This window comes from Saccharibacillus sacchari (assembly GCF_037722395.1).
Lineage (GTDB): Bacteria > Bacillota > Bacilli > Paenibacillales > Paenibacillaceae > Saccharibacillus > Saccharibacillus sacchari_A.
Window position 1 is genome coordinate 556,195 of record NZ_JBBKAR010000033.1, and the last position, 18,220, is coordinate 574,414.

15 protein-coding genes are annotated in these 18,220 nt (G+C 51.8%); 12 read left to right on the forward strand and 3 right to left on the reverse strand.

All coding sequences use genetic code 11. The features are described 5' to 3' along the window. The first annotated feature begins 15 nt into the window (after positions 1-15). Positions 16-1,086: a Kiwa anti-phage protein KwaB-like domain-containing protein gene (locus WKI47_RS11315; protein WP_340227228.1), complete on the forward strand. Its 1,071-nt coding sequence runs from the start codon at positions 16-18 to the stop codon at positions 1,084-1,086. A 16-nt stretch (positions 1,087-1,102) separates the two neighbouring features. Then, positions 1,103-1,768, forward strand: a complete 666-nt coding sequence (locus WKI47_RS11320) for a hypothetical protein (protein WP_340227229.1) — start codon at positions 1,103-1,105, stop codon at positions 1,766-1,768. 112 nt (positions 1,769-1,880) lie between these two features. Here the strand turns inward: WKI47_RS11320 and WKI47_RS11325 are convergent, their stop codons facing one another. Together WKI47_RS11325 and WKI47_RS11330 are read right to left on the reverse strand one after the other, a co-directional pair. Beyond that, on the reverse strand, positions 1,881-2,264 hold the full coding sequence (locus WKI47_RS11325) for a hypothetical protein (protein ID WP_340227230.1): 384 nt from the start codon (positions 2,262-2,264) through the stop codon (positions 1,881-1,883). 224 nt (positions 2,265-2,488) lie between these two features. Then, positions 2,489-2,911 (reverse strand): hypothetical protein, encoded by a 423-nt coding sequence (locus tag WKI47_RS11330; protein WP_340227231.1) that lies wholly within the window; start codon positions 2,909-2,911, stop codon positions 2,489-2,491. A gap of 357 nt (positions 2,912-3,268) precedes the next feature. On the opposite strand from WKI47_RS11330, the gene WKI47_RS11335 reads away from it, so the two are divergent. The 5 genes from WKI47_RS11335 to WKI47_RS11355 all read left to right on the forward strand — a co-directional run bounded on the left by WKI47_RS11335 (position 3,269) and on the right by WKI47_RS11355 (position 8,661). After that, a complete protein-coding gene (locus WKI47_RS11335) occupies positions 3,269-4,636 on the forward strand; it encodes a DNA-binding protein (RefSeq protein ID WP_340227232.1) in 1,368 nt (455 codons plus the stop codon). Further along, positions 4,636-4,809 carry a hypothetical protein gene (locus tag WKI47_RS11340; RefSeq protein WP_340227233.1) on the forward strand — a complete coding sequence of 58 codons (174 nt, stop codon included), beginning with the start codon at positions 4,636-4,638 and terminating at the stop codon, positions 4,807-4,809. Before WKI47_RS11335 ends, WKI47_RS11340 begins: the two co-directional genes overlap by 1 nt. Positions 4,810-4,969: 160 nt before the next feature. Further along, the gene (locus tag WKI47_RS11345) at positions 4,970-6,130 is read left to right on the forward strand and encodes a hypothetical protein (RefSeq protein WP_340227234.1); all 1,161 of its coding nucleotides are present in this window, start codon (positions 4,970-4,972) and stop codon (positions 6,128-6,130) included. Positions 6,131-6,477: 347 nt separating this feature from the next. Continuing rightward, positions 6,478-7,581 carry a hypothetical protein gene (locus tag WKI47_RS11350; RefSeq protein WP_340227235.1) on the forward strand — a complete coding sequence of 368 codons (1,104 nt, stop codon included), beginning with the start codon at positions 6,478-6,480 and terminating at the stop codon, positions 7,579-7,581. A 36-nt stretch (positions 7,582-7,617) separates the two neighbouring features. Then, a complete protein-coding gene (locus WKI47_RS11355; RefSeq protein ID WP_340227236.1) occupies positions 7,618-8,661 on the forward strand; it encodes a hypothetical protein in 1,044 nt (347 codons plus the stop codon). A 112-nt stretch (positions 8,662-8,773) separates the two neighbouring features. On the opposite strand, the gene thrS is transcribed toward WKI47_RS11355, so the two are convergent. Next, a complete protein-coding gene (gene thrS / locus WKI47_RS11360) occupies positions 8,774-10,738 on the reverse strand; it encodes a threonine--tRNA ligase (protein ID WP_340227237.1) in 1,965 nt (654 codons plus the stop codon). Between the two features lie 488 nt (positions 10,739-11,226). Here thrS and WKI47_RS11365 point away from each other — a divergent pair, with 488 nt between their 5' ends. The 5 genes from WKI47_RS11365 to WKI47_RS11385 all read left to right on the forward strand — a co-directional run bounded on the left by WKI47_RS11365 (position 11,227) and on the right by WKI47_RS11385 (position 18,219). After that, positions 11,227-13,146 carry a hypothetical protein gene (locus WKI47_RS11365; protein WP_340227238.1) on the forward strand — a complete coding sequence of 640 codons (1,920 nt, stop codon included), beginning with the start codon at positions 11,227-11,229 and terminating at the stop codon, positions 13,144-13,146. A 137-nt stretch (positions 13,147-13,283) separates the two neighbouring features. After that, on the forward strand, positions 13,284-14,918 hold the full coding sequence (locus WKI47_RS11370; protein WP_340227239.1) for an amidohydrolase: 1,635 nt from the start codon (positions 13,284-13,286) through the stop codon (positions 14,916-14,918). Between the two features lie 69 nt (positions 14,919-14,987). After that, positions 14,988-16,205: a staphylopine family metallophore export MFS transporter CntE gene (gene cntE / locus WKI47_RS11375; protein WP_340227240.1), complete on the forward strand. Its 1,218-nt coding sequence runs from the start codon at positions 14,988-14,990 to the stop codon at positions 16,203-16,205. Between the two features lie 207 nt (positions 16,206-16,412). After that, entirely contained in the window at positions 16,413-17,420 is a 1,008-nt protein-coding gene (locus WKI47_RS11380; protein ID WP_340227241.1) for an AraC family transcriptional regulator, read from the forward strand. A gap of 175 nt (positions 17,421-17,595) precedes the next feature. Beyond that, positions 17,596-18,219, forward strand: a complete 624-nt coding sequence (locus WKI47_RS11385; protein WP_340227242.1) for an MptD family putative ECF transporter S component — start codon at positions 17,596-17,598, stop codon at positions 18,217-18,219. Position 18,220 lies beyond the last annotated feature (1 nt).

Here is an 18,220-nt window from a genome sequence, read left to right on the forward strand (position 1 = left end):
GGAGCCAGACCATCCATGACCTTAGCGATTAATGATCCGAACCATCCGCTGACGAAAATCAGCCGTCTATCTACCCCGGAAGAGCTGCGTGAAATCAACGTGGCTTTTTCCCTTGTCCGCAAGCAAAAAGAAGCGGATCGTTATTACCGTGCCAAATCGCTCACATTATCCGAAAGTCTGAACACATGGCTCAAACAACAAATTCTTCGCGAGACCCGTTCGTTGCAAATTGCAGACTCGGACGGAATCCGTCGATTCGTGGTTGGCGAATACCATTTGGAGGTCCAAAAGCAAGACCAGCTGGCCCGATTGACTTTGGACGAAACGATCGGAATCCCCTATGAACGCAAAAAACGCCTTCTCCAAGCACTGGCCCACCCGGATCGCCTATTGGAAACGTCAAATACGGAGTTCCAAGTCGTCCAACTGGAAGTTGACGGGCATCGACTCTACTTCTTTTTCTACCGCAAACCCAAACAAAGCGCGTCCCGCAAAAAGTGGGCGTTCGGCAGATCGAATGAACTGACGGAGGCTTCCGAGGAATTGATCGAGTTGGGCGGGAAGATCGAATTTGTTTTGTTTGAAAATGAATTGTACATCTCAAAGCTTCAGTCTTTTGAATACGTGTTCGATTATCGCGATCATATTGTCCAAGCCCGTGATCATAATCTCGCCAAGCTCACGGACATGCCGTTTTTTGCGATCGCGAAAGCGGATAAAGAGCGCTTCAAGCGCGATTGCGCAGCCTTTTTCCATACAAGAACGGTCGCGCAAATGAGCCGGAAACAAATGGAGGCGCTGGAGCAAAACTTCAAAGACCGTTGCAGCGAATTGCGCACGATCCGAAACGCCATTCCGGCCACCGCAGATCGCGAACGCGAATACCGTCAAGCCTACGCGCCGCTATGGGAATTGTACGAGTTTCTCGATTTGGAAAACGAGCAAGTCGTCTATCCCGAAGGAAGTCGTCCTACGGTACTGCTGCGCTTTTTCGGGAACAAAATCGTCCAGTCCTTTTTGACGAAAGAATTCGGTTTGACCGACTCTATTGACAGTGCCGAACAACGGGCGGATATGGGCGTATAGAGGAGGATTTTCAGACATGTGGAGTAAAAAAGAACCGATCATCCTCTGGACGACTGCCTATGCCCCGTTGTTGCTGTTGATGATCGGAGGCTTTTTGTACCGTAACGATCTGCTGCCATACGCGATTCGGGAGGAACCGTTATCGAAAATGCTCGGAGGGCATCTTTGGATCGCGGAAGTAGGTTTCCTGTTAGCCGTGCTAGGCGGTTCGTTGCTGTTGTATCGCTGGGTAATCACCTGGCTGCTGCGCGATATCGGGAAAAAAGTACATTCGGGCAGCGGAGGACAAACCTACGCCGTGCGCCGCTTCGAAAAACTGCCCGCCAGCGATTATACCTTTTTCCTTATGACTTTGCTGCTTCCGCGGCTTGCGCTCGATTATTCGTCGATCACCAACTTCGCCGTTTCGCTGTTGATGATCGTGTTCATTATTGCCGTATTCGTGAAAACGGAGACGATCGCGACCTGCCCGCTGTTTTTCGTATCCGGCTATCGGGTGTTCAAAGGGACGATCTCGGCGCATAGCAAGCAAGAAGAAGCGGAGGATCAAGAGCTTCGGCGCGAGGTTGTCTTGTTGGTGAAGGGTAGAGACATTGACTTGGGCGAGAAAGTTCGAGGCGAGTCGTTATACGGGAACCTATACGTTATCAGTGGTTCGAATACGGATGCAACGATGGACTGAATGAGTTTGCATCAAGAACGATCCTTTCGATGTGTGATAAACTATGTCCATAGTGGAAACAACTCGTTGAAAAAGCCCCGACTTCTGCTGTAGAAGCCGGGGCTTAAAGCATTTAGATCGAATGATCATTCCACTCAATCTTCACAATTTCCGGCTGTTCGCTGTTGTAGCGCACGGTATGTACCGATCTCGTGCTGCTGTAGATGCTCAGTTTATAGGTGTCGCCGCTTTTGTCCGTGAAAGCCAAATATCCCGAGCCGGAGCCGAAGCCGGAAGGGCCTTGCGCATCCACGTTCAACACGTAATCGTAAACGCCGGGAGAACCGGTAAGCGTGATGCCGTAGACACAGCCTCCGTCATTGAATTTGATGATATCGTACAGGTTCAGCGAGCCGTTGATCGACACTTCCGAATTGACCGTCATACCATCCCGACGTTCCGCCGACGAGTTCTCACCGATTGCAGAAGCGGTAAAATCCGAAACAGGATAAGACATGAATAATCCTCCTCTAAAATTTATATTTTTTAGGACTTAAATTCCATTTTTAGTCCTGCGACGATTATACACCTGGAATTCGATAATAATAAATACCTTTTTTGTCCAAAAAATAAATTTAACAAAAATCGAACTTGCGGTTGACAAAATTTTGACATATGGAGCACGAAAAATAACCGTCAGGAATGTCCTGCGGTTATTTTACGGTAGCGTTCTGACGCCTTTTATTCACGAACGCCTACTCCGATACGCTGTTCAGTCTCGGCATCGATATAAATAACCAGCGGACCCAGCATCGAGTCTTGAAGCGTATTAAAAGTCACCAGAACGATGTCATCCGGCATTTCCGCATTTTGGTTATCCATCGCGATTCCGTACCAGATCGAACTTCCTTCCACCCGCTTGACTTTGGCTTCCTGCCAGTTTCCTTGCACATCGCCTTGCTGCCGAGTGTTTAAACTGTTCCACGCGATTTCCCGCATTTTTGTTTCTGGGTCTTGCTGTTGATCGGGTGCGGTTGAAGATATGGACGTTTCATTTTTGGATGGAGACGGGGTCGTATCGTCGCACGCCGTTAGCAGGATTGAAAAAGCAAAGCTCAAGGCAATCAGGAGAATACTGCTTCGTAGACACGCAAGTCTGTTCAAAAAATTTCCTCCTCTCTTATGATTTATTCGACGAATTTTATTTCGGAAAAGTTACATTGAATATTTTTATATTATTAATAAACGAATATGAATATCATAATTATGAATTTAAATACATGTTCGTCAAATTAGTTTGGCAAGTCGATTTCCATTTTGAAAGCCTTGGCCTTAAAGGATTTAAATCATTCAATTATTGTTCAAATATGGATGCAAAAAGAAATTGACCAATGTTTATTTATTCTGTATATTGTAAATTAATTGTAAGGGAAGGATTAAGTGCTTACAACTTTTCCGGAAGTAAGTTGGATAGGTAATTGGTAGATGCAGGAAGCGTTTTGAAGCGAAAGAGGTGTGGAGATGGAAATGACGATGACGCTGCGGTCCGAGATTGAAAAAGGAATCGCAGAAATGGGAATGAATTTTTCGGAGTTCGGTGAGTTTTCGGGAATCAATCGAGGCATTTTCAGTGCAATATTGAACAGCAATCCTCCCAAACCGATTTCGCTTAACCAGCTGGAACGGATCACGAAAGCATTCGGTCAGGAAGAAGGTTGGATGTTCGAGCTGTATATCGAGGAGTGTTTCTATGACGGAAGGCCGAACCGCCGCCGCGTGGAACCGTTTTTGATCCGCTGTGCAGAGCTTGAACGTAACGATTGTATCGAAAAGGTATTGTCCAGGCTGCTGGAAGATCTAAAGCATTTGGACATGATCTTCGAGATCGGGGAAACGTTATACACGAGTAGCAAGGTTAAAGAATCAGTCGTGTTTTATCAGTGTATCGTGCAAAACGAGAAGTACCATCAGTCGGAACGTTTGGCGGTGAGTCATTATCGGTTGTTCCGCGCGGCACTGGGTGAAGATAACGAACGCAATTTACGGGCGGCGATCGAGTTCGAACCGTTCTGCGACAAACTGCCGGATCATCATCGGTTGGATGGGTTGATGAAACTGGTGAATGTATATTTTTCGCTTGATAAATATGATGAAGCAGAAATATATTCTAGAGAACTTTCACGTTTGAGTAAAATCGTTTTTGAAAATAGAAATACAACTTTAAACGATAAGATTGGTTTAGATATTTACGAACAAACGGAATATGCTTTGATTGTATACTACGGTTATAGTTATTTAGCGATGCAAAGTATCATGATTAATAATAAAAATTATGAACAGGTGGCATATTATATTTCAAAATGCAATGATCTAAATAGAATCCCGGGACTTGATGAAGAAGCGAAAAACGAAGTTTCAAAGTTTAATTTTCATTCTAGAGCAAACGAAATGTACCTAAAAGTAGCAAATGGAGATCAAAAGGCGTTTCATCAGTGTGTTAAATTTATAAGAAAACATCCTGAAGAACTACTAGTAGCACTTTTATTCATTACTGAGCATGCAATAGAATACAACTACCCGCTTGATCCTTTGCTGCATGAATTTTCTCAGAAGTTAGATCGTTTCTCTTATGAAAATTCATACTATCATAGTACAAATAACTTTAGTAGACAAATGTCTATTTGTTACAATCTAGCGATTTGGTATGCTGAGCAAAAAAAACACAAAAAGTCCTTGGATTACTTATTGAAAGGCTTAACAACAGCAATTAGTATTAAAAGTACAACAATGTTTATGAAGTATGTGCCTTTGTTTGAGAATTACAGGAGCAAAGCATCTTATGAACAAATAGTTCAATATGAAAAGCTTATAGGAGGGTTACTAATATAATGAAAAAAGTTCTAAAAAAATCTTTTGTTTTGTCTTTGATTGTTTTCTCAATTTTTTCAACCGGCAATTTATTGAATACTACATCTGCAGATTCGTCAGAAACACAAACAACGCCTAAAGTTGAAGTTGTTTACCGAACTACTGGCAATGGATCTGGAATAGGCGGTTGGTAATTAAGCTAGCCAAGTCATAACAAAATTCTGATTCTGAACCAACTTAGCTAGTATTTCATGCGCTCCTTCTTTTTCAAAGAGGGGGCTTTTTTTCGATTCGTTAACGCTTCAATGGTTTAAAGGAGGTAGAACCACAATGCTATACATAGGAGGCGTTCACATGGAAAAGAAACGATCGAGTCAGGCAAAAAAATGGTCAGCGGTGGTCGTGGCGACTGCCGTCGTGGCGGGCGGTGTGTATGCAATCCCTCATGTTTTCGCGGACGGTTCACCCAAATCGGAGGCGAAAGAGGCTGTTCCGAACAATAAGGCGACTGCATCTTCCGATGCTACGTCTTCTACGCAAGCAGGTTCGTCGGTAGGCGCTTCCGCAGCCGCTCCGGGCGTCGTGCGTACTGCATCCGTCACCAAAGTCGGCGATGCGGAAGTCTTTTTGCCGGTCATCTCCGTCGATTCGAAAAAAGCTTCGGTCGCGGCGACGCGTTCGGCTTTAATCAATCTTGAAGTGATGGCGCTGCGGGCGGTACAGCATTTCCCGTTGGACTCGTCGGAGAAGTCATATGCTGTGCTGACAGAGACGCGCAACCGCGCGGCTGAAGTGTTAGCGGATAAGGACGCGCCGGCGGATCGGATCTACTCCACTTCGCGCAAGTTGGAAGAAGCGCTCGATCGGTACAACGGGCAGGCGCTGAGCAAATCGGACGTATTGAAAAAGCTGTTGTCCGACGTTAAAAGCACCAACGACGCATCCGGAGTATTGATCCAGCAAGGCATAAAAGAAGCCCAAAACAAACTCGCTGCCGATTCGACCAAAGACGGCGTGCTGTCCGCGTATAAGCAATTTTTGCTGCGCGAAGCACAAGCCAATGATGTAGCGGCGTTCAACAAGTCCGACTACGCATCTGTTTTAAAACAATACGAAGCGAATATCGAAGCGCGGACGGAAAACATCGACGACGATCTGGTGGAAGACCTGAGTGAAGCTTACGATACGTCTGCGGCGACGCTCGAAGCGATTCTTGATCGGACATCCGGCAAAAACGAACTGGATGCCGCACAATCCGGCGTCGAAACGACTTATGCGGCGCTTACGCAAGGTCTGACGCTGGCAGCAAGCATTCAAGCGGCCGAACCGCTGCTTGATTCGCCGACCGGCAAAGAAAAAGGCCAATACGGCGCTTCCGCGGTCGGTACGCTCAAGCGCGCGATCGGCAAAGCGGAACGCGCACTCGAAACGTCCACGACGGCGGAGCAAATCAAAAAAGCGCAAACCGCGCTCGCTTCGGCGGTGAACGAATTCAAAAATAGCCGCAATTCCTGATTGATTTATTGTTGATTAATACTTGTACGATTTTCAATATGTCGAATAAAACACGCCTTTCTTCCTAAAACGTCGGGAAAAAGGCGTGTTTTCTGTCGATATGAAAAATAAAAACCTTACAAGGGGTTTTTTTATGAGTCGAATCTTTAGAAAGCGGTTTATATACGCTAGTAAGTTCCAATATATGAATAAGGAGGATAGTTAGCGAGGTAAACGTGCGTACATAATACGGTTCGGCAAGATGAATAATCGCTTGAACGTATGGAAGCAGAATAGTACCAGAGATTTCGAAACCGTTTTTTTTGCGTTGATTACTACTTGTACGATTCGAGGAGGAGATTTGATAGATGATTACCAACAAGCGTTTCTTGCGTGCGTCCACGGTGGCTTTGGCTCTTGCCGTCGGCTTTGGCGGAATCGGTTTCCAGCCTTCTGCCTTGCACGCAGCAGAGCCGGGGGGATCGACCCAAGCTTCGATACCGCTCGCTTATTTGAATGATCCGCTTCGCGTCGCTTTGATCAATTTGAATTCTTATAAAGAAGACGCTCTCGATATTACCCAGTCCTACAGCTACGATCCCGATTCTTACCGGTATCACGACCTGATTGCGCTGCAAAACAAAGCGTATGTGGCAACGCTGGATCCGGCGGCTTCGCAGGCGGAGTTATCGGCGATCAAGCAGGATTACGAAAAAGCGTTGAGCGATTACGTGGATTTCTATATCGACGACGGACAGATTCAAAAATTATTTTCCACATTGGCTTATGTATTGTATTACCACGACAGCATCGGACAAGATGAAAGTAAGTTGACTGCTTCTCAACGCGCCGTGCTCCATGCCGTATGGGATGCGCAAAAGTATGCCCAAGAGTTGGGTTGGCAGAACGAAGGCAGTTATATCAAAGCTTTCAAAGACGTATACATGCCGAAATCGGCTCAAGCCGGCGAACTTCTGCAATACGATCCGGCACCTTATCTGAATTTGGCCGCGAAATACCGCGCGGATATTCAGGCCAGATTGGCCGCGCTCGGAAGCAATGCGAGCAATCACGCCAATTCCGTCAACGCTTTTGAACAAGCGGCTTCTTCGTTGGAACAGCTCGCAAGCGGCAAAGCCAATTCCAACCAGGTGAAAATGGGCGAAGGCAATCTGGAAGTACGTTACGCGACGCTGGTCGACGAATTGAAACGCAATAGTCCGATCGAAAATAGCGAAGAATACAAGGAATTGAAAAGCTTTATCGCGCTTGTGTGGAAACACATGGACGCTCCGAAAGGCATCGGTCCCGGCCAATATCCGCAGTCCGCGTTCGGCGATCTGAGACGCGCGCTGCGCCAAGCGGAACGCGTGCTGGAAACGGCAACGACGCTCGAACAATTGAAGCAGGCGAATACCGAGTTGTCGCAGGCGCAAATGAAGTTTCTACTGCGTATAAAGCCGACTTCTTGATCCATCACATCCTGTAATTGAAAAGAGGGTTAACGAATGAATAAAAAATTCCCTATCAAAAAGTGGACGGCTGCCGCCGCTGCCGCTGCCATTCTGGCCGGAGGCGCGCTTCCGCTGGGTACCGCGACCACAGCCGCGGAGTCGGCCGTCAGCGCGGAAGCCGGTTCTTCCGCTTATTTGCAAAGCGAAGCCAGAATCCAATTGATCGAGCTGATTCTATCCAATGAAGAAGCCGAGAACGCTTTGCAGATCGCGTCCGGGGTAGACGAACATGCGGACTTGTACAAAATCTCCAAAGAAGCTCTCGTTCAAGTGTTCGACCCTTCCGTTTCGGACACGAAGCTGCGGGAAACATACCGCAAATTCGTCAAAGAATACGACGCTTTTTTGGCCTTACGCTTCCGTAACGGCGCGAGCAGCCAAGTCAATCCGATCCAACGCTCGATCGAAGCGATCTACCGATTCGAAAGTCAACCTTTTTCGCCGAAAACGCAAGCTCGGTTGGATATGATGCGCCAAGCAATAGAAGTTTTTAAAAATCCAGAAAACAGCACGTCCCTGATCGTGGAAACCTTCAAAAACTATGTAAGCTACGGAATCGCGGAGAACCGCTCGACGCCGACGGATGCCGCTGTTCAGCAGGAATATTTACGGGTAATCGCGGAAAGGGAAGCTTCGCTGGCGAAGAACTTGGCAGCCTCCGCAGCGAAACCGGAAGATTACGCCGCTCAACTGCAACGGCATCGGGAAATATCCGCAAGAGCGCAAAGCGCGATCAGCGATCCTTCTACGACGTACAATGCGCGAAAAGCCGCTTATCTGAGTTACTTCCCTTCGGCAAACGCGATGGGCAGCTCGATCTGGCTTTCCGAAAACCTGCTTACGGCGCGCAAACTGCTGGAATCGCCGGCGGGTATCCGTTCCGGTCAATATCCGGCATCGGCGTTCGGAGAGTTGAAGGTCGCGATCAACAAAGCGAACAATGTGCTGCAAAACGAAAAACTCGAAATTCCGATCAGCCGCGCGAGTTCGGATTTGTCCGACGCGATCCGGATTTTCCGGGGACGCTTGGTTCCGTAACGCTGCTCCACAAAACGCGGTATGCAACGATTCACATTTTAAAAGAAGAAGCGCCCAGGCTACAAGTCTGCGCGCTTTTTCGTGTTCCGTTTCACTAAACCCAATAAATCTTTTACGAGTTTACTCGTTTTTCCTCCTTTAACGCTTCGATCGCTGCATCCAACGACATCATCACCTGCTCGCCCCCGTTGTAGCGCCGCACGTTCACGCTGCCGGATTCCCGTTCCTTTTCCCCGACCACCAACACGTACGGCACCTTATCTTGCTGCGCCGCCCGCATTTTGTAACCGAGCTTGTTCCCGCTAACGTCCGCTTCGACCCGAAGTCCGGCGTCGCGCAGCATTTTCCGCACCTCGAACGCGTAGTCGTCGTAATGAGCGGAGACCGGCAGCACGCGAACCTGCACCGGAGCCAGCCACAGCGGAAAAGCTCCGGCATAATGCTCAATCAGAATGCCGATAAAGCGGTCGATCGAGCCGTAAATCGCGCGATGGATCACGACCGGTCGATGTTTGCCGCCGTCCTCGCCGACATACCACAGATCGAATTTCTCCGGCATTTGGAAATCGAGCTGGATTGTGCCGCACTGCCAGCTGCGTCCGAGCGCGTCCAGCACATGGTAATCGATCTTCGGCCCGTAAAAAGCACCGTCGCCTTCATTCAGCACATACTCCACGCCGCGATCTTCCAGCACGCGCCGCAGCGCGTTTTCCGCTTCGTCCCATAACTCTTCCGAACCCATGGAATCCTCGGGACGAGTGGACAGTTCAATCCGGTAATCGAATCCGAACACGCGGTACATCCGGTCGATCAGATCCATCACTTTGCCGATCTCGTCTTCGATCTGATTCGGCAGTACGAACAAATGCGCATCGTCCTGGCAAAAAGTCCGCACCCGCATCAGCCCGTTCAACGCGCCGGAGTATTCGTGACGGTGTACCTGGCCGAACTCCATCATGCGGATCGGCAGATCGCGGTAGGAGCGCAGTTCGTTTTTGTACATCAGCATATGCCCCGGACAGTTCATCGGCTTGAGCGCGAACGCTTCATCATCCAATTCGGAAAAATACATATTGTCTTTGTAATGGTCCCAGTGTCCCGATTCTTCCCACAAGCGACGGTTCATCATGAACGGCGACCGAACTTCGTCATAGCCGCTGCGAAGCTGGATGTCCCGCGAAAAGTTCTCCAGCTCTGTGCGAAGCGACATTCCGTTTGGCAAAAAGAAAGGCATTCCCGGCGCTTGGTCCGAAAACATAAACAGTTTCAGCTCGCGCCCCAGTTTGCGGTGATCGCGTTTTTTGGCTTCCTCCAACAGCAGCAGATGCTCGTCGAGCTGCTCTTTGCGCGGGAAAGCCGATCCTTGAATCCGTTGCAGCACCGGACGCTCCGAATCGCCGTTCCAGTAAGCACCGGCGACGCTTAGCAGCTTGAACGCTTTGAGCCGTCCGGGAGAAGGGAGCAGCGGTTCGCTGTAAAGGTCCATCCATTCGCCTTGCTCATAGATTCGAAGCTCCAAGCTCTCCGGCGATTCTTCAAGCCGTTCGACTTTGTAAGGCTCGTTGCGCTCCCGGAACAAAGCTAACGCTTCCGCACGGCTGATCTTACGGCTGCGAATCGGCTGGTTCTCCTCGGCGATCTTCCGCATTTCGCGCTCGATCGCAGGCAGATCGTCGGCGGAGAGAGCGGCAGGCAGTTCGAACTCATAGTAAAAGCCGTCTTTGGCAACTTGACTGTCACCCAGCCGAACCGCAGCATTGCCGCCGTACAGCCTTTTCACGGCTTGGGCGAGCAGGCTGGCGGCGCTTCGGCGATAGATCGGGAGACTGTCCTCGTCCGCCGGAAGCAGGATTTCGAGCGATGCGTGTCCGCGCACGGATTCCGACAGATCGACCAGGCGTCCGTTCAAGCGGGCGGCTACGGCATTTTTACCGAGCGAAGTTCCTGCGGACCGGGCGATATCGAGAACCGAAGTGCCAGACAAGACCTGGCGTACATCGCCGTTAGGAAAAGTGATATCAATCCGTTCGCGATCGTTCGAACCGGAATTGACGTTAAGATTGGATAATTGAGACATGCTGCATTCCTCCAAGTATAGTGGGGTGGCGAGCGCAGACGATCTTCCGGAAAACGCAAAAAGCACATTCTCCCGGAAAGGGACGAGTGCGCTCGGCTCGTGGTTCCACCCTCATTCAGCCATGACTTTCGCAGCGGATGCTCCGATCAACAAGTCATGACCCTTACTTGGAATCCGGTAACGGGGATCAATCGGCGGAAGCTACCGGCCACCGTGCGGACCCACTCAGGATCGGCAGCGGACATGGCGTTCGCTTTCGCGGCTGCGAAGGGGTAATTCCGGGCCGCTCTCCGCAGAAGCTCTCAGCAATCGCTTCTTTCTCTGGACGGTGCGCTCGGGGAATATTGTCTCCGGTCAAAGCCGAATGTTTCGTTGATATTGGATTATAGAGGGCTATCTAGGAAAGGTCAAGGAGAAAATTTGAACCAACCCCCTGCCAGCGGTTAGAATAAAACTACGAAGAGATTCGCCTAAAAGGGGTGTAGACCATGTACGGACATACATTTGCCCAAGCGTTAACCAGACTGGGCGGCGACGAGTTGAGAGTGTTTTACGTGCTTTGCTGCGATACGGCGGTGCAAGAGCTACTGGTATCGAAAATCCGCGATTGGATCAAGCGCGAGCCGGAGCGGTTTGCCAGAAAGCTGGAGGAAAAAGCGGTTGCGTACCGCGATTGGAGCGACGATGATCTGCGGCTCGGCATTTTGCTGGAGCTTGCGAAGCGAGCCAAGCTGGTCGGTATGCCGTTGACGACGGCCGCGGAGCTGGAAGAGTTCGCCGGAGGGATCGTGGAGCATATCGAGATCGGCGTAGCCGAAGAGGATCGGAACTATCAGACTTACCGGGAAGATCACCCCGAAACAAGCGAGCTGGAAGCGCTGATCGACTATCAGATCGTCCAGCTGATGCAGGCGCTCGGCCGCTTGCTGGATGCCGCGCCGCAGCAGGATTGGGAGATCTATATGCGCCGCGTCGAATCGCTGCTGCCGGATCTGCCCGAGTTATGGGAGGCGCCGCCGGAGGACCACTCGGACACCGAGCTGGACACTCCTCCTCAAGGCATCGCCGAATCGCCGGAAGCGGCAAGCCGGGAGCATAGCCCGCATAACGATCCTTTCTTATCCGGGCAGATCGATCACCGTACGGCTGCACGTGAAGTTGGAGAAGAGGACTTTGGCAGAATCGCGGAGCCGGGTTGGGAAAATGCTTCGCCGCCGCATTCCGAATCGGCTTCTCTTTTAGATCTGGACCCGGATGCGCCGATCGGAAGCGTACGGTTGGAAAAAGGATCGACAGAACGCCGCGAAGATACTTTTGACGGTCCCGTCGAACCCGGCTTGGACGCCGCTTCGGGGCCGGCTTCGGCAAGCGAACGCTTGCATGCCGACGGTGCTGCCGAACCTACCGAACCCGCCGCGCCTGTCGAACCTCCGCGTCCGAACGGAGCCAAGATTCTTCTCGCAGCGCTCGAACAGCAGCAGGGATTCGGTTACTACGAGGCTGCGATGACGCTACTGGCCTCGGCCAAAGGATTGCTGGGACTGGGCGAAACTTCTGAATTGTACGGACGCCGGATCGACTTTTTGACCGTATCCGCCAGTCCTGCATTTCTGCAAGTGATCCCGGGCGGTGCGAAAGGAGCGCCTTTGTCGGCTTACCGCAATCTGAATCCGCAGCGAAGACGTTTGCCGTTGCTGCTAACGCAGTTATTCCTGCCAGAGCTGGTGTCCGAAGACGAACTGGAAGCGGATTACGAGCCGCTGTTGGCGCTATGGCGTTCCCATGCCAATGAGTACGGCACGCTGCGGGCAGAGTTGGAAGAAGAAAATAATCGGATCGACTACTATACCCGGGAATCCGCGAGCTGCGCGGAACAGCTTGAAGCGGCACAGACCGAACGCAACGGCTCCGAACAGCGGATCACGGAGATTCGTTCCTCGTTGGTCGACAAGCTTCGGGTGAGCAGTATGCAGCTTCCGCACATCTCGGCATCTTTTGACCAGTTGTTGGAGGAATATGCGGAGAACCGCCGCCGGATGAGCGATACCGAGTCGTCCCGGCAAGAGCGCGGACAAGGCTTTACGGGTTTGGTGAAATATACGCTTAACTATGCCGCATCCAGCGTAACCTTGATCGACCTTCGCCGCAAGCAGGATCGCATCCTGGAGCGTATGGCTGACGAAGCGCTGCATAGCGACGGGGAGTGGGGGCAAGGCGAACGTTACGTGGTTGCCGCGGAGCGCGAGCGAATCGGTTTCCTGGATACCGAGATTTCACGCTTAACGAAGCTTCAGGCCGAATATCGGGAAGAGCTTCGCCGTTCCGAGCAAGCTTGCAAAGGATTGGAGCAGGACAAAAAGAAACTGGAAAAGAAAGTCTACGGACTTGCGGATTTGGAGCAGGCATAGATACTTTTTTTATCGTAACGGGCATCCTTGGTTCAGCAATGGAGGCCCGTTTTTTTGCGTGGATTCAATCCAAGCCCAAGTGCTCAAATTCCGGCAGGTATGATACACTCAACGAAGTTGATGATAGACAGAAAGGAATGATTCCCATAACGCAGTCGTATGTTCATCCTCAGGGAACTTTATTTAAAAACGGCCGGTTCGGCCTTCATTCCGCGCCAAATAAACCGGATGCCGTATATGTGGAGAACGGCCTGATCCAGGCGATCGGGACGACAGAGGAGCTACAGCTTCAATTGTCCGGCCATGAATACGGAATCGTGGACTGGGACGGAGCGTATGTGCTGCCGGGTCTGACCGACTCGCATATGCACTTGTCGATGCAGGGCATGAAGCTGTCGGCGCTCGATTTTTCCGATACGTCATCCAAAGACCAGATGCTCCGGCAAATTCGCGAACGTGCTCGGCAGACTACGGAGGGGGAATGGATGTTCGGATTGAACTGGAATGAAAATGCGTTTTCTCCGGCGGTCGCGCCCAGTGTTGCCGAATTGGACGAGGCGGCAGGGCAGCACCCGCTTTACCTCACGCGCACCTGTTTCCATGCGTTTCTCGCCAATACCGAAGCGTTTCGCCGAGCCGGTATAACGAACGAGACACCCGATCCGCCATCCGGCGCTTTCGGAAGGGACGAGTCAGGCGGGCTGAACGGTTGGGTCTATGAAGAAGCCTGCAAATTACTCATCGCCGTGCAGCCCGAACCGGATTACGCTGCCAAAAAAGCCACGATCCGCGCCGCTTGCGAATATGCGCTGAGTCTGGGATTGACCGCCGCGCATACCGAGGATCTGCGTTATCTGGGCGGAATCGGCGTCATGCGCCGCATTCACCGCGAGCTGCGCGAAGAAGGCGTGTTGTTCCGCTCGCATCAGCTCATTTTCCATGATTATCTGGACGAAGCGGAACGCTTGGGACTGAAGGCAGGCGACGGTGACGAATGGCTGCGGATCGGCGCGGTCAAGATCTTCTCGGACGGGGCGATCGGAGGACGGACGGCTCTGCTCAATTCGCCGTACCATGATGCTCCGCATACAAGCGGCATGGCGATTCATACGGCGGAACGTCTGCATCGGCTTACCGCGCGTGCCCGTTCGCTGGGATTCCCGATTGCCGTCCATGCGATCGGAGACGGGGCGGCGGACCTGACGCTTGCGGCGATGGAAAAGTTCCCGCTTGCAGGCGCAGGGATCACCAATTTGCCCGACCGTTTTATCCATGCCCAAGTATTGGACGCTGAACTGTTGCATCGCATGGCTCGGCTGCAATTGATAGCCGATATTCAGCCGCGCTTTGTCGCCAGCGATTTTCCGTGGGTGTTGGATCGGGTAGGGCCGAAGCGAACGGATTATCTGTATGCCTGGAAAAAGATCATCGACGCAGGCGTGACCTGCGCAGGCGGGAGCGATGCGCCGATCGAACCGCTGAATCCGCTTCTGGGCTTCCATGCGGCGATGACGCGTCGCCGTCCGGATACAGCCGAACCGGCCGAAGGGTATCTGCCCGCAGAAAGACTGAGTCTGGAGCAGTCGCTCTGGTTGTTTACCGAAGGAAGCGCCCTGGCCGCAGCCGAGGAGAAGGAACGGGGGCAACTGCGCGAAGGCTTCGCTGCCGATTTTACCGTGCTGGATCGGAATATCGCCGAAAGCGAGCAATCCCTGCTGCAAGCCAAAGCACTTATGACCGTCGTGAACGGTCAAGTTGCTTACCGTGCGTAATCGTTTAACGTAAGAAAAAGAGCAGCGTGCGGATACACGCACGCTTTCTCGTTTGAAGGAGGATTACGATTGAATCGCACCGGCCCCGCATCCGCGGGATTTATACGTCTGTACCTGCTTGCTTTTTTATTCTTTTTTGCCAACTCCGTATTGACCGTAGCCTTGCCTTTGCGCAGCGCCGATGCAGGATTCGGACAAGGCGGGATCGGCTTGATGATGGGCGCATATATGTTGACCTGCATGCTGCTTCGTCCGCTTGCGGGTCAGTGGATCGGCCGGTTCGGACCGCTCGCGGTGATGCGCGGTTTGCTGGCCGTTCATGCGATTACGCTGCTGTTATACGCCGTATCCGGCGTTGAAGGCTATATCTGGCTTCGAGCGCTGCAAGGCGCGGCGACGGCATTCTTTTCCATGACCATGCAAGCCGGAATCGTCGAGCGTTTGGAGGACAAAGACCGCGGCCAGGGATTGTCCCTATACACACTTTCCACCATGCTGCCTTCTCTGGTCGGTCCGCTGCTTGCCGTGGAATTATGGGAACGCGGAGGAAGTTATGCTTTCGGCGGAGCGATGCTGTTGTTGGCGTTGGCGGCGATCGCAGCCGGATTTTCTTTGCCTTTACCGAAAGCCTCCGCACAGCAACAGTCGTACACGCTGCGCGGACTGCTGGAATCGTTCGGAGAAATCGGCCGCAGCCGCCCGCTTGGCGTTAGCACGTTTATTATGCTGCTGACCTCTTGCATATTCGGCGCAATCGCCACCTTTTTGCCGCTATATCTTATCTCCGCCAACAGCGGAAGCGTCGGCGTCTATCTGGCCACGCAAGGCGCGACCGTAGTCGTCTGCCGTTTTGTTTTCCGCAAAAAAATCCCGTCCGACGGCCGCTGGAGCGCAGCCCTGATTCTCGGCCTTCTTCTAGCCTCCGCGATCGGAACCCAAATGCTCGCCATGCCGCAAAATCTCGGAAGCCTGCTGTACCTATCCGCGATCTTCAACGGTTTGGCCCTTGCTTTTCTTTATCCGACACTAACCACATATCTATCTTTTGCCTTGCCTGCCAAAGCCCGCTACACCCTAATGGGCCTGTTCATGTCCGCCTACGACCTGGGCTTTGCCCTCGGCGGCTTCGTTTTCGGCTGGATCGCCCAAACCTGGTCTTACCCAACCGTTTTCACCTGCTGCACCATTCTGGCCTTACTCGCTTTTGCAGTGGCAGCCGTCAACGGAAAAAAGATGAACGTAAAAGAAGCCAAGCGGAGGGAGAAATTCAGTGAAAGACGCCTTTGAACTTAGAAGCCTCTACTAAAAATTTCAATCAACGTTTCCAAATGAGACAGCGACTAGAACTGAATTTTTCCCGCAACGCACCGGCTTCCTCACGCCCCTCCCTTGTCCGGTCGGCGAAAATTTTCGTCGGGCCCGCTTTTTCTATGCTACAATGAGAATTATTATCAATTAGATAATCCAAGCATCTTGACAAAGGAGGAAGGCAAAATGAGCGTACTGAAGCCTGCCGAATTTACCGTGAACAATATCCATCGGCCCGTTTGCCGCATCAGCGATGCTCTCAACCTCATGTACGACGGCTCGCCAGCCGCTCCTTCGCGCGCAGAACTTCCTCAAGACAGCGGCTTGGGCAGTTTTGAAAAGCTGACGCTGAACGCTTCGCTGGAACTGAGAACATGCCGAATGACCTTTGGAGAAGACGTTACCATGCGCAGCGTGGAGCGTGATCCGGGCATCAGTTGGAGCTTTTGTCTGGGCGAAAATGTAGAGTGGACAACCAGCCGACCGTCAGGCCAGGCTTCTTATATTTTAAAAAACGGCGAGATGCTGGTCTCCGGCGCAGGCGAGTTCGATAGCACAGGCTGCTACCTCGGCGGCGGGGATTATTGGGGGCTTTCGCTGCGCATGGACCGATCTTTTACCGAGCGTCTGGAAGCGGCTGTCGGTGCGCCTTTGCCCGAATCGGCACCTGCGTTTGGCGGCGTATTCCGCAAAGAAACGCTGCCTAATGCCGTTCGACGTATTTTGCTTGAAATGGCGGAATGCCAGTATGCGTACGATCTGAAACGTCTTTTTTTGGAAGGAAAAGCGATCGAGATGGCTGCCGCGTACGCGCATGAGATGTCGATGCGTACGTCGGCTGCGCGAGGGCTGTCCCGAACGGATCGGGAAGCGCTGCTGCTGGCCCGCGAAATTCTGGATGCGAGCCTGCTCGACGCTCCGAGTCTGAGGCAGTTATCCCAGCGCGTCTCGCTTAACGAATTCAAACTGAAGCGCGGCTTCAAACTGTTGTTCGGTATCTCGGTTCATGCCTATGTGATCGAGCGCAGGCTCGAAGAGGCGTATCGTTTGTTGGACACCGGACAAGCCAATGTGACCGAGGCGGCTTTGTTGGCAGGTTTCGGCAAGCCGAGCCATTTTGCGCAGAAGTTCCGCGAAAAATACGGGGATGCGCCTTCCCGTTATTTTCGGCAAAGCCGTCGGATCAAGCCTTAACCTGCAAAAATCCCGATTGCGGCCTTTTTACTCCCGATTTGGGTAGCGGCTTCCTCTGAACCTATGCGAAAATGTCATCCATGCGAACGAAAAGAATAAGAGCCGAAGGCCGGATAAGGGCAAAGTCTCTGTCTTTTTAATCGTAATGATTATTTTTATCAGAGGAGATGGGAAGATGCAAAATACGGCGGGAATCAAGCCAAAGCGCACCGCGTTGCTCACCAAAGATTACATACTGATCGGGGTCTTCACCGTGTTGATCTATATCGTCAATGCGATTGTCGGCATGGCGATGACGCCGCTGATCGGGATAACGGCGATGCCGTTGATCGCGGGAGTTTGTCTGTTCTTCTCGTCGGTCGTCTACCTGATCATGGCGATGAAGATCGGCAAGCGGGGAGCGATGCTGCTGTTCGCGCTCGTGACGGGCCTTTTTTATACGATGATGGGCGTTCCGTTTATGTTGGCGTTCCTTGCGGTGGCAGGCATTCTCGGCGAACTGGCATTGCTTGGAGGCGGCCCGCAAGCGTACCGCAGCTTTGTTCGACAGTCGATTGCTTTTGGCGTATATGGCATGGTGTTCGGGCTGGGTTCGTTCGCGATGGTGTACATTTACGGCGGTCCGGCGCTACAGGATATGTTTGCTCCGCAGACGCTTGAAGCGATTATCGGATTTTCGCAGTCACCGCTCTGGATGATTGGCAGTTCGTTATTTACGTTCGTCATGACGCTATCGGGCTGTCTGCTGGGCAAAAGCTTGCTGCGCAAGCACTTCGTGAAGTCCGGCATGATCCGTTAAC